This window comes from Pseudoxanthomonas beigongshangi, assembly GCF_016820515.1.
GTDB classification, from domain to species: domain Bacteria; phylum Pseudomonadota; class Gammaproteobacteria; order Xanthomonadales; family Xanthomonadaceae; genus Pseudoxanthomonas_A; species Pseudoxanthomonas_A beigongshangi.
This window is the reverse complement of sequence record NZ_JADHDV010000003.1, coordinates 39,782-52,998: the sequence shown is the minus strand read 5'-3', so window position 1 is coordinate 52,998 and position 13,217 is coordinate 39,782. Positions and strand designations below refer to the sequence as shown.

The following is a 13,217-nucleotide window of genomic DNA, read 5'->3' as shown; positions in this document are numbered from 1 at the left end:
AACGAGGGGAGGCGGCAACGCGGGAACGGGAAGACAGCGGAAACGGCCGTACGCACGGCGCTCGCCGCCGCAACGCCCGCCGCGTCGCAACCAGTCGTCTTTCGGGCCGGTCTCCGGGCTTGCGAGCGCGATGGCGGCACCATCGCCGGCCAGCGCGCCTTCCCGTGCGGATGCACAGTGGCGTATGCCCTGTCCTGGCTCGCTTACCGTTGCGGGGGCAGCGCCGGAATCACCCGCAGCGCCGGGATGGCGTGCGCGGGTTCACCGGCTTCCCGTTTCAACCCGGGGCGGAATCGTCCGCGGGTCACCAGAAAGCGCGGCGATCCTACCAGATACCGGTCTGGCGGATGCCGATCCTGTGGATGGGCGGGCCGCGCCGGGGCGGCAGCGCGCATCGATGGAAAGCGGGCAAGACAAGGCATGCATCGGGGCGGACGGGGATGGGCGCGAGGCCTCCCGTAGAATCCCGGTTCCCTCGCCGCAAGAAATCGCCTCGTGTCTTCCGACTGGATCCTCGCCGATTGCCGGCAACCTTCCCCCGAACACGCTGAACGCGCGCGCGCGCGCCAGGATCAGCTGACCAAGCCGCAGGGCTCGCTGGGCCGCATCGAGACTCTGGCGGTGGAACTGGCGGCGCTGCAACGCGCCGATCGTCCGACGCTGGCACGGGTGCCGGTGATCGTGTTCGCCGGCGATCACGGCGTGGTCGCCCAGGGCGTGTCGGCGTTTCCGCCCGAGGTGACGGTGCAGATGCTGCACAACTTCGCCCACGGCGGCGCCGCGATCTCGGTGCTGGCGCGCGAACTCGGTCTGCCGCTGCGGCTGGTGGATGCCGGCACCCGCGGCAGCCAGCCCATCGCCGGCGTGCACGCCGACAAGCCCTGCCTGGGCACCCGCGACTTCAGCGTGGAAGCGGCGATGGACGAGGATGAACTCGCGCATGCGCTGGCGGCGGGCAGGCGCGCGGTGGAAGCGGCCGGCGACGCCGATCTGTTCGTGTTCGGCGAAATGGGCATCGGCAACACCACCGCGGCCAGCGCGTTGGCCTGCGCGCTGGCGGATCTGCCGCTGGAGGAACTGGTCGGCGCGGGTACCGGATTGCAGGGCGATCGGATTGCGCACAAGCAACGGGTGATCGCGGATGCGCTCGCATTGCACCGTCCGCACATCGCCGCGCACCCGCAGCCCGCGCGCGAGGCGCTGCGTCGTGTCGGTGGATTGGAAATCGCCGCGATGGCCGGCGCGATGATCGCCGCCGCCCAGCGGGGCGTACCGGTGCTGGTGGACGGTTTCATCGTCTCGGCCGCGGCACTGGCGGCGGTCCGCCTGCAACCAGAGGCGCGGCCATGGCTGCTGTTCTCGCACCAGTCCGCCGAGCGCGGCCACGCGCGCGTGCTGGCCGCGCTGGAAGCGCGCCCGCTGCTGCAACTGGATCTGCGCCTGGGCGAAGGCAGCGGCGCCGCGCTGGCGGTGCCGCTGCTGCGACTGGCCTGCGCGCTGCACGCCGGCATGGCCACCTTCGCCGAAGCCGCGGTTTCCGGACGCGACGAGACGCCATGATCCTCGACCTGGTGCGCCACGCCTCGACCGGACGCGTCGGTCATTTCGATGGCCGCACCGATCCGCCGCTGCTGCCGGGCGCCGCCGACGCGGTCTGCGGTGGTTGCACGGGCATTGCCTGGTCACGGGTGATCAGTTCGCCACGCCAGCGCGCGCTGCATACCGCGCAGGCGCTGGCCGCCGCGCAGGCGTTGCCGGTGGACATCGCCGATGACTGGGCGGAGTGGGATTTCGGCGACTGGGACGGTCGCCATCGCGACACCCTTGCGGCAGACCCGCACTCGCAGCGCGCCTTGCAGGATTTCTACCGGGATCCCGGCGCGCATCCGCCGCCGAACGCCGAACCCTGGGCCGGCTTCGAAGCACGCGTCGGTCGCGGCCTGCGCGCGCTGGCGCGACGCGAAGACACCTCGCCCGCGCTGGTGGTCAGCCATGCCGGCCCGTTGCGACTGGCGCTGGCGCTGGCCTGCGGCCTGCCGCTGGCGTCGCTGTGGGCGGTGCGCATCGATTACGGCACCCGCCTGCGCCTGCGCGTGCAGATCGATGACCGGGATCAGCTGTGGGGCGAACTGATCGAGGTGCGACAGGCATGAGCATGCGCAAGCTGATCCTGGCGGTGCAGTTCCTGACCCGCCTGCCCACGCCGCAACTGCGCGACTTCCGCGAGGAAGAACTGAGCCGCACGGCGGTGTATTTCCCGCTGGTGGGCGTGCTGATCGGCGCGTTGGTGGCGCTGCCGCTGTGGGCGCTGGACGCGCGCCCGTGGCTGGCCGGCCTGCTGGCCTTGCTGGCCTGGGTGTGGGTGACCGGCGCATTGCACCTGGACGGGCTGGGCGACGTGGCCGACGCCTTCGGTGCCGCGCATCGCGATCCGCAGCGCTTCCTGGAAGTGCTGAAGGATCCGCACATGGGCGTGTTCGGCGTGGTCACCGTGGTCATGCAGGTGCTGGCCAAGTTCGTGCTGCTGGCCGAACTGGCCGATGGCGCGTGGCTGTGGGGCGTGCTGCTGGTACCTGCGTGGGCGCGCTGGGCCACCACGCTGTTGTGGAGCCGCTGGTTGCCGCCGCTGCATGCGGGCATGGCCGAGCGCTTCGCCTGGTACCGCAACGAAGGCGCGTACTGGGATTGGGCGTGGGGCGTGGCGCTGGCGGCGATCAGCCTGTGGCTGGCGCCGCCGTTGCTGGTGTGCCTGCTGCTGGCACCGTTGACCGCGTGGTACTGGAAGCGCCGCCTCGGCGGCATCTCCGGCGACTGCCTCGGCGCCAGCACCGAGGTGCTGGAAACGCTGCTGCTGTTGGCGCTGGCGCTCGCGCCGGCGGCGTGGCGCCTGTCCTGAGGCGGATCAGTCGTCCTGTTCGCCGCCGCCCGGCGAGTCGAACAGGTTCATCGAAGGCGCGCTGCCTTCATCTTCCTGCCCATGGGTGGTGGTGGTCACCGGCGCGGCTGCCGGACGGCCACGGGGTGGCGGCAGCAGCGCGGCGGCGGCGTCGTAGGCCACCAGCAGTTCGCTGCGGCGTTCCTCCGGCAGGTGCTGCCAATGGCAGTCCAGCAGTGCGCCTTCCAGCGCGTACAGCAGGTTGAGGCTGGGACGGAAACCGGCGCGCTTGACCCGCATGAAGGCTTCCACCGAACCGGCCGCCACCAGATCCTCCTGCGTGCGCAGGCCGACCTGGCGCAGCCAGGCCGCCGATTTGGGACCGATATTGCGCATCTTCGCGGTGCTGATGCTCATGCCAGCGTCTCCACGTAGATGGCGGCGATGGCTTCCAGCCCGCGTTGATCTTCCTCGTCGAAACGCGCCAACCGCGGGCTGTCCAGATCCAGCACGCCGATCAGGCGATCGCCCTTGACCAGCGGCACCACCAGTTCCGAGCGCGAGGCGCTGTCGCAGGCGATATGGCCGGGGAAGGCCTCCACGTCTTCCACTCGCTGGGTCTGGCGGGTGCGCGCGGCCGCGCCGCACACGCCCTTGTCCAGGGCGATGCGCACGCAGGCGGGCAGGCCCTGGAAAGGACCGACCACCAGTTCGGTGCCGTCGTGGAAATAGAAACCGGCCCAGTTGAGATCCGGCAGCGCGTGGTAGACCAGCGCCGACAGGTTGGCGGCGTTGGCGATGCGGTCGCTTTCGCCGCTGAGCAGGGCGCGCGCCTGGGCGGCCAGCTGCGCGTATTGTTCCGGTTTGCTGCCGGTCAGGGTCTGGCTGGTGAAGGACATCACTGGATTCTAGCCCGAACCCGCGAGGGGGCCGGTGCGCCGGGAATGGTTGGATTGATGAAGACAACGTGATGACCGGCCAAAACAGGACGCGCCGGCGTCGGAATGTTCCGCTGGCACGCGGCTGCCTTCGCCGGACCGGCCCGCTACGATGGGCGGCCACGCGCCGACGGGGCGCATCGCCACAGGAAACGGATGCACAGCTTCTTCGTCACCGGCACCGATACCGGGGCCGGCAAGACCTTCGCCAGCAGCAGCCTGCTATATGCCCTGCGTGGTCGGGGCCTTCGCGCGGTCGGGATGAAACCGGTCGCCAGCGGCTGCGAACGCACCGTGGACGGTTGGCGCAACGAGGATGCGCTGGCGTTGCTGGCTGCCAGCGATCCGCGTCCGGCCTATGCCGATCTCAATCCCTATGCGTTACCCGCGCCGCTCGCCCCGGAGATCGCCGCGCGGGAAGCCGGCGTGGTCCTGGCGTTGCCGCCGATCGTGGATGCCTTCCAGCGGTTGCGGGCGCAGGCGGACGTGGTGGTGGTGGAAGGCGTGGGCGGCTGGGCGGCGCCGCTGTCGGCGTCGCTGGATCAGGTCGATCTGGTGCGCGCGCTGCGCCTGCCGGTGGTGCTGGTGGTGGGCATGCGGCTGGGTTGCCTCAACCATGCGCGGCTGACCGCGCGCGCCATCCGTGCCGACGGTGCGGAGCTGATCGGCTGGATCGCCAGCGAAGTGGATCCGGAGATGGCGCGGCGGGACGAGAACTTCGAACTGCTAAAGGCGCGCATCGATGCGCCGTGCTGGGGGCGGTTGATGCATGCCGCGCCGGTGGATCCGGCGGTGGGGGCGGGGCGGTTGGTGTTGCCGGGGTAAGCCGGGCGAGGGCTTTTCCGCGGTTGCCTTCGAGCTTCCGGCTGTCGGGAGAACTGATTTCGGTGGCCGTGGGATCTGGCCAAAAACGCCCCCATCCGCCCTTCGGGCACCTTCCCCCGCGGGGCGGGGGAAGGATTTGCAGGAAAGGGAGCGCGGAAAAAGAAAAGGCCCGGCAGCGGGGAGGCGCTGGCCGGGCCGGATTGCGCGGCGGGAGGGGAGTCCGCGCAATGTAGAGAGAACTTTGAAGCGGTATTACTTGGCGGCCTTGGCAGCCTTGGTCGCCTTGGCCACGGTGGCCTGGACGTTGTCGGTGGCAGCTTCGTACTGGGACTTGGCCAGCTGGCCGAAGGCTTCACCGGTCTTCAGCGCCAGACCGAACACTTCCTGGCCGGCGGCGACGAGGCGCTCGGTGTTGTCCTTGGCGATCTGCACGCCCTTCGGCCACAGGGTCTTGTAGCTGTCGAGATCACGCACTTCGGCCAGCTCGCCGAAGAAGGCGGTGGTGGCGTCGACGTTCTTCTCGAAGGTCTTCAGCTGGACGCCGAAGATGGTCTCGGCGCTTTCCAGGGCCAGACGGTTCGCGCGGGCAGCGGCCGCCGCGAACTGGTGCGTGTAGGTGCTGAACTGCTCGTTGAACTGTGCGGACATGGTGCACTCCAAAAGGGAATACGAGGATGTTGCGGCGCAGCATATCGAGGTCTTTGTTGCGGTGCAATAACAGGCGTATGGTTTTCCGACGAACGGTCAGTCCCCGTTAAAAATCAGCGGTTTGCGGGACAAAGCTGAACAGGGGAAGGCGAGGACGGGAAGCCACGATTGCGCGGGAAACGGGCGTGCACAGGCGCACCGCCACGGTGCAAACGTTTTCTTCCGGGTTTCCAAGGATTCGCGTGGTCGGCGAGGCCAGCCGTTTTCGACCATGCGATACGGTGCCCCTACCAGCGACCGGCCTGTCGCCGGTCCGGGCGCTCAGCCGCGATAACGACTGCCGGCGGTGCAGGTTTCGTGGACCACGACTTCGCTCAGGCCGGGCAGGGCGGGCTTGAGCTGTTCCCAGATCCATGCGGCCAGGCGCTCGCTGGTCGGGTTCTCCAGACCGGGAATATCGTTGAGGTAGTGGTGATCCAGGCGGTCGTAGATCGGCTTGAACGCGGCCTTGATGTCGGCGAAGTCCATCACCCAGCCGGTGTGCGGATCGATGTCGCCGGAAACGTGCAGTTCCACCCGGAACGAATGGCCGTGCAAGCGCGCGCACTTGTGCCCCTCCGGCACGTTGGGCAGGCGGTGCGCGGCTTCCAGGGTGAAGATCTTGAAAATATCCATGCGCGTATTGTCCGCTGCGGCGCATGAAGGCGGCAAATCCGGCGTCGCCCGCTGTGTCGGGCTTCTTTCGGAAATCCATCTTCACTGGATTGTAACGATTCGCATTTGCATTTAAGATGCGCCCGGCAGCCAGCAGCCGTCCCCGGTTCCGCCAGCGATTCCGTCCCCTCAGGAACCGATGATGAAACCGCTGACCCTGCTGACCGGCGCGCTCGCCTGGGCCGCCTTCGCGACCGCCTCCGCCCACACGCCCTATCTCTCGCCCAGCAACTTCGCCCCGCAGGCCGGCGAAACGCTGGCGCTCGACGCCGCCTTCGCCGAAACCTTCTTCGTGCCCGAAGCCGCGTTCGACAACAGCCGCTTCGTGATCATCGGGCCGGACGGCGCCAGCGCCGCGCCGGACACGGTGCAGGTGTTCAAGACCCGCGCGGTCGCCGAGCACCGCATGCCGCAGGGCAAGGGTACCTACCGGTTCAGCACCGGGCCGCGCCTGGGCGCGCTGTTCCGCACCTGGGAGGCCGGCGGCAAGCGCGAGAGTTCGCGCGATCCGGCGGTGAAGATCCCGGCCGGCGCCAAGATCCTGTCCAACTTCCAGTCACTTACCCTCGCCGAGACCTACGTCAGCATCGGCGCGCCGGATACCGCGGCGCTGCGCGCGCGCGGGCAGGGGCTGGAGTTCGTGCCGGTCGATCATCCCAACGATCTGTACGTGGGCGAGTCGTTCGCCTTTGTCGTCCAGCATGACGGCAAGCCGCTGGCCAACCAGCCGGTCGAGATCACCGAGGCGGTCTGGACGTCGGATCGCAAGGCGCAGGTCGTGAACCTGACCACCGACGCCGAAGGCCGGGTGAGTTTTCCATTGCAGCGCGCCGGCACCTGGCTGGCGTTGTCGCGTCATCGCACGCCGGCCCCGGCCGGCGCGCCGGTGGCTGAATACAGCCACAGCTACACCCTGACCTTCCGCGTGCTCGAACCCTGAGCCGCCTTTCCGGATCCGCTGGAGTCCCTCGATGAAAACCGCCTTCCTCACCGGCGCGGTCGCCACCGCGCTGCTGCTTCCCCTCGCCGCCAATGCCTGGCAATCGCCGCCCGCGCGCCCGCTGGTGGTGGGCCACAGCGACAACATCACCGCCTTCATCGCCCAGCATGACGGCAACAGCGATGGTCGCCTGGGCTGGGAGGAATTCGAAGCCTTCCGCCGCCAGCGCTTCGATGCCACCGATGCCAACCGCGACGGCAGCGTGGACGTGGAAGAATACGTGCGCGAGTTCGAAACCCGATCGCGGCAGGCGCGCGAACAGGCACGCGAAAACCAGATCACCCAGACCGGCCGCCGCTTCGACGCGCTGGATGCGGATCGCGACGGGCGCGTGTCGCGGGCCGAGTTCGACGCTTCCGGCGAACGCGTGTTCGCCGAAGGCCGGAAGGCACTGGAGAAGGAAAACGCCGAGCTGGCGAAGAGCGGCGACGCGGCCACCGAACGCGCCGCGCGCGCCGAGCGCAGGCGCAGCCGGATGGAGTTGCCCAGTGCGCATACCGGCGATGGCTTCCTGGCGCTGTACGACGGCAACGGCGACGGCCAGGTCGAACGCGCGGAATTCGATCGCGCCCGCGCCGGACAATTCGAACGCACCGACGCCAACCGGGACGGCGCGCTGGACCGCGAGGAATACCTGACGGAATTCCGCCAGCGCCTGGACCAGCACTACGCCGCGCTGGGTGGCGGTTCGGACAAGCAGACGCGCGTGCGTTTCGCCGCCCTGGACACGGACAAGGATGGCCGGATGACCTTCGCCGAGTACCAGGTGTCCGGTCGGCGCAGTTTCGACGCCGCGGACCGCAACCACGACGGCGTGGTCGACGCGGCCGACGCGGCGTTGCCGCCGCCGGCACGGCCGGCCCGCACCGCCGCGGGACGCTGACAGGCACCGGCATGGGGATGCCGATGAACACCGCATCGCTCCAGGGGATGTCCCCATGCGCGCGTCCTGCGCGGCGCCTTCCGTCGCGACGGCGCGTCGATCCCTGCCAACACCCGCGATAGCGGGCGTCACCCCACTTCCCGCATCGCCCGTGCGCGATGCCTTTCCCAGCAACGCAGGACCGCCGATGGCGGCGGCAGCCAGGACCGGAGCGCTCCCATCGAAGCGCGCATTTCCCTTCCCGACTGTCGGAGTTCCACCATGAAGCTGCCCCCCAGCCTGCTCGCGCTGGCCATCGCGTCGAGCCTGTCCTTCCCCCTGCACGCGGAAACCCCGTCCGATGCCGACGGCACCAAGACCTTCGACCCCGTCGAGGTCAAGGCCGCGCGTGAGAAGCGCAAGTCCGCCAACCAGAACGTCACCGTCATCGACGCCCGCCAGATGGAAAACGAGATGGCGGAGAGCATGGAAGACGTCATCCGCTACATCCCCGGCGTCAGCATCGTCGACCTCGGTCGCTTTGGCGACAACGGCTTCAACATCCGCGGCATCGAGGGCGATCGCGTCGCCTTGACCATCGATGGCCTGGGCATGGCCGAGAGCCTGGAGACGGCGCGCAGCTACGAATTCTTCCGCGCCGGGCGCGGTGGTTTGGACATCGATTCGCTGAAGACCGTGGAAGTGATCAAGGGACCGGATTCGATCGCCGCCGGCAGCGGCGCGCTGGGCGGCGCGGTGGTGTTCACCACCAAGGATCCGGCCGACTACCTGAAGCAGGAAGGCAATGACACCCATGTCGGCATGAAGCTGGGATACACCAGCCACAACGACGAGAAACTCGGCTCGCTGACCCTGGCCAACCGCACCGGCATCGTTGAATCGATGCTGGTCTACACCCGGCGCAAGGCGCACGAATCCGAGGGCTGGTTCTCGAACACCGCGGTGGAAACCGGCAGCGCGCGCCGGTTGCCGGATCCGATCGATCACGACAGCACCAACGTGCTGGCCAAGGTCGATTTCGTGATCAGCGATGCGCACCGGTTGGGCGTGGTCTATGAGCGCAACCGGGTGGACAACCTGGTCGAGAACCTGAGCCGGGTCAGCGGGCCCGGCTACCTGGAGCGCTGGGGCGACGACAGCAGCGAACGTGACCGCTACGGCATCCGCTACCGGTGGGATGCCGGCAACGCCATGTTCGACACCCTGGAGTTGCAGGCCGATCGCCAGGAGACCAAGAGCCGCGGCATCACCCGCATCCTGACCGGCAGCGGCGCTTCCAGCACGCCGGCCACGCCGGTCACCACGCCGTGCACGCTCGCGCTGACCTGCCGGCGCGCCGAGGACCGCACCACCGAGCAGAGCCTGGACCGGGTGGCGCTGGACTTCGACAAGGCCCTGGACACCGGGTCGACCCGGCACGCGCTGGTCTATGGCGCGGCCTGGCAGCAGCGCGACATAGACTTCCTTGCCATTGACTATCGCTGGAACAACGCCGGGGCGCTGGACACCGCCACCGTGGACCCGGCGCAGGTGCCAAAGACCGATGCGACCTCCTGGAACCTGTATTTGCGCGATCGCATCGGCTTCCTGGAAGACCGCCTGCAGCTGACCCTGGGCGCGCGCTACGACCGCTATGACTACTCGCCGCGGGTGGGTGGCACCTTCCTGGATCCCACCGGCAGCGTGCGCGACGTCAGTTTCGCCTCGCCCACCTGGCAGGCCGGCATCAGCTACCGGTTCCTGCCCAACCAGTCGCTGTGGCTGCAGGCCGGGCGCGGTTTCCGCGCGCCGACCACCGGCGAGATGTACGCGCCCACCAGCACCACCCAGATCACCGAAGTGGGAACCGGCAACACCGTGCTGGTGCCAACCGCGGCGGCCAATCCGGATCTGGAGGCGGAAAAGAGCCTGAGCGTGGAACTGGGCTATCGCTGGGAAAGCGACAACGCGCGTTTCGGCATCTCGGTGTTCCGCGATCGCTACGACAATTTCATCGAAAACACGCGGGTGACCGCCAATCCAGGCACCGAATACCGCACCTGCTCGCGCGGTACCTGCACCACCCGGCTCGGCTACGACTACAACACGCCGGCCAACGTCGGCGAAGTCACCGTGAAGGGCGTGGAGCTGGAAGGCCTGTGGCGACTGGGCGACGCCTGGCTGCTGCGCACGGCGTGGTCGCACAACGAGGGCGAGCAGAAGAACGGACGCCCGCTGGACAGCATCAACCCGGACAAGGGCGTGCTGGGCCTGAGCTGGCAGGGCTGGGATGACCGCCTGCGCATCACCGGCAACCTGACTCATTCGCTGGCCAAGAAGGGCCGCGACGTGGATCTTCAGCCGGACGTGTTCGGCCAGGTGCCGCAGCGCTTCCTGAGCGACGCCTACACGACGATCGATCTGTTCGGCAGCCTGCGCGTGAACGATCACCTGCGCATCAACGCCGGCGTGTACAACCTGATGGACGAGCGCTACTACCCGTGGGCGCGCATCCGCAACGTCACCCGCGGCGACTTCTACCTGTACGGCTACGCCACCGACGACGGCATCGGCCGCTACAGCGAACCGGGCCGCAACTATCGCGTGTCGGTGTCGTACAGCTTCTGAGCGGGTTCCGTTTCCGCCGCGCGTCCATCGCACCTGCCGGAAAAGAAAAAGCCGCGTCGACGGACGTCGACGCGGCTGATCGGAGACGGCCTTCGCTGGAGCGATCAGCGTCCGGAACCACCCCCACGGCCACCGCGGGCGCCACGGCCTTCCTGGCGACGACCCTGGCCCTGCGGCTTGGGACCGCCGGCATGGGCATGCCGCGGCGGGGCGGCGTGCGGACGGCGGTTGTGCTTGCGCGGTGCCTTGTTGCCGGCGGGACGATCGTCGCGGCCGGCCTGCGAGTTGCCCCAGCGGATCGGCACCTGCGGTTCGAAGCCCGGCACTTCCACGATGTCGAGATCGCGCTTGAGCATGCGGTTGATCTGGCGCAGCAGCTTGGCTTCGTCCTGGGCGACGATCGAAATCGCCTCGCCCTGCGCGCCGGCGCGGCCGGTGCGGCCGATGCGGTGCACGTAGTCCTCGGCCACCATCGGCAGGTCGAAGTTGATCACCCGCGGCAGCTGATCGATGTCGATGCCGCGCGCGGCGATGTCGGTGGCGACCAGCACGTTGACGCGGCCGGCCTTGAAATCGCCCAACGCACGCAGGCGCGCACCCTGCGACTTGTTGCCATGGATGGCGGCGGCGCGCACGCCGCTCTTTTCCAGGAACGTCGCCAGCTTGTCGCAGCCGTGCTTGGTGCGACCGAACACCAGCGTCTGCACGCGGCTGTCCGCGGCCAGCAGGTGCAACAGCAGTTCGCGCTTGCGGCCGCCGTCGACCGGATGCACGCGGTGGGCGATGGTGTCGGCGACGGTGTTGTTCGGGGTCACCTGCACCTGCTGCGGCTCGCGCATGAACTCCAGCGCCAGATCGCGGATCGGATCGGCGAACGTGGCCGAGAACAGCAGGGTCTGCCGGTTCTGCCGCGGCAGCTTGGCGAGGATGCGCTTGATCGAGGGCAGGAAGCCCATGTCGAGCATGCGATCGGCTTCGTCCAGCACCAGCACCTCGATGCCGGACAGGTCGATGCTGCGGCGCTCGATGTGATCGATCAGGCGGCCCGGGCAGGCGATCACCAGATCCACGCCACGGCGCAGCGCGTCCAGCTGGTTGCCCATGCCGACGCCGCCGTAGATGGTGGTGCTGGGGATGCGCAGGTATTTGCCGTAGGTACGCAGGCTGTCGTGCACCTGCACGGCCAGTTCGCGGGTCGGGGTCAGGATCAGCGCGCGCGGCTTGCGGCCGCCGCGCGGGGCGACTTCCTGCGGGGTGGTGGCCAGGTACTGGATCAGCGGCAGGCCGAACGCGGCGGTCTTGCCGGTGCCGGTCTGGGCGCCGGCCAGCAGGTCGTGACCCGCCAGCGCCAGCGGAATGGCCTGGGCCTGGACGGGGGTGGGCTCGGTGTAGCCCTGCTCGTCCAGCGCGCGCAGCAGTGCCGGCGCCAGGCCGAGGGATTCGAACGTCATTGCGGAATACTCCAAAGGCGGCGGACGCCACCCGCGCCGACAACGCGCGGTCAGGCGCGGCGGCGATGGCGGATCGGCCGTTTACCCGTAGCGTTCCCTGGAAACCGCGCTGCGAGAGGGGGAAAAGGCGGAAGACGCCACATGGCGACTCCGGGTTTGCACAGCGAAAGCAGTCGGAGTGGGGCGGATGCGGGACCGCGGGGGACCGGCATCGGCGGACCGTCGGGGAAACGAACGGCCGCTGGCAAACGGCGCGCACTTTAACCGATTCCGGGCGCCAGCGGGGATTTTGTGGACCGGGAGTGGCGGTTTCCCGTTCAGCCGAAAGGAATGCCGCGCCGGGCCGATATACTATAAGCCCCTGTTTTCTCGACCCGACCGCCCCCATGAGCCTGCGCGTATTGCGTCACAACGGACAGCCCGTTGTCCCCGGGAGCCGAGGGGACGCCGATCCCCTGGCCGGCCCGGCCCAGGGCGACTGCGTCGGTTGCCAGGTCCGCCACCTGGCGGTCTGCGCGGCACTGCCGCTGGACCAGGCGCGGGCGCTGGAGACCCTGGCCGGCGACATTCCGCTCAAGGCCGGCGAAGTGCTGGCGCGGGAAGGCGACTCCCGCCGCGAGGTGTTCACCGTCACCGCCGGCGCGCTGCGCCGGATCCGCCTGCTGGCCGACGGCCGCCGGCTGGTGGCCGGCTTCCTGATGCCGGGCGATTTCATCGGCTTCAGCGGCGCCACCCACTACCGCCATTCGATCGAGGCGATCGTCGACAGCGAGCTGTGCGCCTTCACCATGCAGGACATGCGCACGTTGTGCGCGCGCTATCCGGAACTGGAGCGCGAATTGCTGGAACGCGCCTGCGTGGAGCTGGACGCCACCCGCGACAACCTGATGTCGCTGGCGCGGATGACCCCGCTGGAGCGGCTGGCCTCGTTCCTGCTGGACATGCACGCGCGCCGCCGCCGCCAGGGCTACAGCGGCGACGAGGTGGTGCTGCCGATGTCGCGCACCGACATCGCCGACTACCTGGGCCTGACCGTGGAAACCGTCAGCCGCAGCTTCACCCGCCTGCGCCAGGACGGCCTGATCGCCACCGACGACCCGCACCGGGTGAGCCTGAAGGATCGCAAGCGCCTGGCCGCGCTCGCCGAAATGCGCGAGTAAGCCGGCGTCGTCCGCTCGAAATACATGCGTAGAGCGGAGCTTGCTCCGCTTTCCTTTTGCCTGTTGTGCGGATGATGGCCTGACGTGCGCATGAGACATCGCGGGGCGGAGCGAGC

General features: G+C 68.8%; 13 protein-coding genes and 1 riboswitch. Of the genes, 8 read left to right on the top strand and 5 right to left on the bottom strand.

Annotation, left to right across the window (positions count from 1 at the left end):
• Positions 1–87: 87 nt before the first annotated feature.
• Positions 88–327, bottom strand: a riboswitch (cobalamin riboswitch).
• A 168-nt stretch (positions 328–495) separates the two neighbouring features.
• Genes cobT through cobS form a run of 3 tightly spaced genes read left to right on the top strand, consistent with a single transcriptional unit; the run spans position 496 to position 2,896 of the window.
• Positions 496–1,560, top strand: coding sequence for a nicotinate-nucleotide--dimethylbenzimidazole phosphoribosyltransferase (gene cobT / locus IQ458_RS02895; RefSeq protein ID WP_203321857.1), 1,065 nt, complete (start codon positions 496–498; stop codon positions 1,558–1,560).
• Positions 1,557–2,153 carry a histidine phosphatase family protein gene (locus IQ458_RS02890; protein WP_183640843.1) on the top strand — a complete coding sequence of 199 codons (597 nt, stop codon included), beginning with the start codon at positions 1,557–1,559 and terminating at the stop codon, positions 2,151–2,153. The genes cobT and IQ458_RS02890 overlap by 4 nt, the downstream gene beginning before the upstream one ends.
• The gene (cobS, locus tag IQ458_RS02885; protein WP_203321856.1) at positions 2,150–2,896 is read left to right on the top strand and encodes an adenosylcobinamide-GDP ribazoletransferase; all 747 of its coding nucleotides are present in this window, start codon (positions 2,150–2,152) and stop codon (positions 2,894–2,896) included. The genes IQ458_RS02890 and cobS overlap by 4 nt, the downstream gene beginning before the upstream one ends.
• 6 nt (positions 2,897–2,902) lie before the next feature.
• Here the strand turns inward: cobS and IQ458_RS02880 are convergent, their stop codons facing one another.
• Together IQ458_RS02880 and IQ458_RS02875 are read right to left on the bottom strand one after the other, a co-directional pair.
• The gene (locus IQ458_RS02880) at positions 2,903–3,286 is read right to left on the bottom strand and encodes a TfoX/Sxy family protein (protein WP_141454604.1); all 384 of its coding nucleotides are present in this window, start codon (positions 3,284–3,286) and stop codon (positions 2,903–2,905) included.
• Positions 3,287–3,288: 2 nt separating this feature from the next.
• A complete protein-coding gene (locus IQ458_RS02875) occupies positions 3,289–3,774 on the bottom strand; it encodes a GAF domain-containing protein (protein ID WP_203321855.1) in 486 nt (161 codons plus the stop codon).
• Positions 3,775–3,969: 195 nt separating this feature from the next.
• Between IQ458_RS02875 and bioD the strand changes: the two genes are divergently transcribed.
• The gene (bioD, locus tag IQ458_RS02870) at positions 3,970–4,638 is read left to right on the top strand and encodes a dethiobiotin synthase (protein ID WP_183641407.1); all 669 of its coding nucleotides are present in this window, start codon (positions 3,970–3,972) and stop codon (positions 4,636–4,638) included.
• Between the two features lie 252 nt (positions 4,639–4,890).
• Here the strand turns inward: bioD and IQ458_RS02865 are convergent, their stop codons facing one another.
• Together IQ458_RS02865 and queD are read right to left on the bottom strand one after the other, a co-directional pair.
• Positions 4,891–5,286, bottom strand: a complete 396-nt coding sequence (locus IQ458_RS02865) for a phasin family protein (protein ID WP_183640850.1) — start codon at positions 5,284–5,286, stop codon at positions 4,891–4,893.
• Between the two features lie 321 nt (positions 5,287–5,607).
• Entirely contained in the window at positions 5,608–5,961 is a 354-nt protein-coding gene (queD, locus tag IQ458_RS02860; RefSeq protein WP_141454267.1) for a 6-carboxytetrahydropterin synthase QueD, read from the bottom strand.
• Between the two features lie 181 nt (positions 5,962–6,142).
• Here queD and IQ458_RS02855 point away from each other — a divergent pair, with 181 nt between their 5' ends.
• The 3 genes from IQ458_RS02855 (at position 6,143) to IQ458_RS02845 (ending at position 10,490) form a co-directional block, all read left to right on the top strand.
• The gene (locus IQ458_RS02855; protein WP_203321854.1) at positions 6,143–6,940 is read left to right on the top strand and encodes a DUF4198 domain-containing protein; all 798 of its coding nucleotides are present in this window, start codon (positions 6,143–6,145) and stop codon (positions 6,938–6,940) included.
• Between the two features lie 31 nt (positions 6,941–6,971).
• Entirely contained in the window at positions 6,972–7,883 is a 912-nt protein-coding gene (locus IQ458_RS02850; RefSeq protein ID WP_203321853.1) for an EF-hand domain-containing protein, read from the top strand.
• A 261-nt stretch (positions 7,884–8,144) separates the two neighbouring features.
• The gene (locus IQ458_RS02845; RefSeq protein ID WP_203321852.1) at positions 8,145–10,490 is read left to right on the top strand and encodes a TonB-dependent hemoglobin/transferrin/lactoferrin family receptor; all 2,346 of its coding nucleotides are present in this window, start codon (positions 8,145–8,147) and stop codon (positions 10,488–10,490) included.
• A 104-nt stretch (positions 10,491–10,594) separates the two neighbouring features.
• On the opposite strand, the gene IQ458_RS02840 is transcribed toward IQ458_RS02845, so the two are convergent.
• Positions 10,595–11,941 (bottom strand): DEAD/DEAH box helicase, encoded by a 1,347-nt coding sequence (locus IQ458_RS02840; protein ID WP_183640858.1) that lies wholly within the window; start codon positions 11,939–11,941, stop codon positions 10,595–10,597.
• Positions 11,942–12,327: 386 nt separating this feature from the next.
• Here IQ458_RS02840 and IQ458_RS02835 point away from each other — a divergent pair, with 386 nt between their 5' ends.
• Positions 12,328–13,101, top strand: a complete 774-nt coding sequence (locus IQ458_RS02835; protein ID WP_183640860.1) for a Crp/Fnr family transcriptional regulator — start codon at positions 12,328–12,330, stop codon at positions 13,099–13,101.
• The last annotated feature ends 116 nt before the right edge of the window (positions 13,102–13,217 follow it).

Excerpts from the sequence above, each read along its gene's own strand:
- IQ458_RS02890 (WP_183640843.1), top strand. The coding sequence starts at position 1,557 with ATGATCCTCGACCTGGTGCGCCACGCCTCGACCGGACGCGTCGGTCAT.
- cobS (WP_203321856.1), top strand. The coding sequence starts at position 2,150 with ATGAGCATGCGCAAGCTGATCCTGGCGGTGCAGTTCCTGACCCGCCTG.
- IQ458_RS02875 (WP_203321855.1), bottom strand. The coding sequence starts at position 3,774 with ATGTCCTTCACCAGCCAGACCCTGACCGGCAGCAAACCGGAACAATAC.
- bioD (WP_183641407.1), top strand. The coding sequence starts at position 3,970 with ATGCACAGCTTCTTCGTCACCGGCACCGATACCGGGGCCGGCAAGACC.
- IQ458_RS02865 (WP_183640850.1), bottom strand. The coding sequence starts at position 5,286 with ATGTCCGCACAGTTCAACGAGCAGTTCAGCACCTACACGCACCAGTTC.
- queD (WP_141454267.1), bottom strand. The coding sequence starts at position 5,961 with ATGGATATTTTCAAGATCTTCACCCTGGAAGCCGCGCACCGCCTGCCC.
- IQ458_RS02855 (WP_203321854.1), top strand. The coding sequence starts at position 6,143 with ATGAAACCGCTGACCCTGCTGACCGGCGCGCTCGCCTGGGCCGCCTTC.
- IQ458_RS02850 (WP_203321853.1), top strand. The coding sequence starts at position 6,972 with ATGAAAACCGCCTTCCTCACCGGCGCGGTCGCCACCGCGCTGCTGCTT.
- IQ458_RS02845 (WP_203321852.1), top strand. The coding sequence starts at position 8,145 with ATGAAGCTGCCCCCCAGCCTGCTCGCGCTGGCCATCGCGTCGAGCCTG.
- IQ458_RS02840 (WP_183640858.1), bottom strand. The coding sequence starts at position 11,941 with ATGACGTTCGAATCCCTCGGCCTGGCGCCGGCACTGCTGCGCGCGCTG.
- IQ458_RS02835 (WP_183640860.1), top strand. The coding sequence starts at position 12,328 with ATGAGCCTGCGCGTATTGCGTCACAACGGACAGCCCGTTGTCCCCGGG.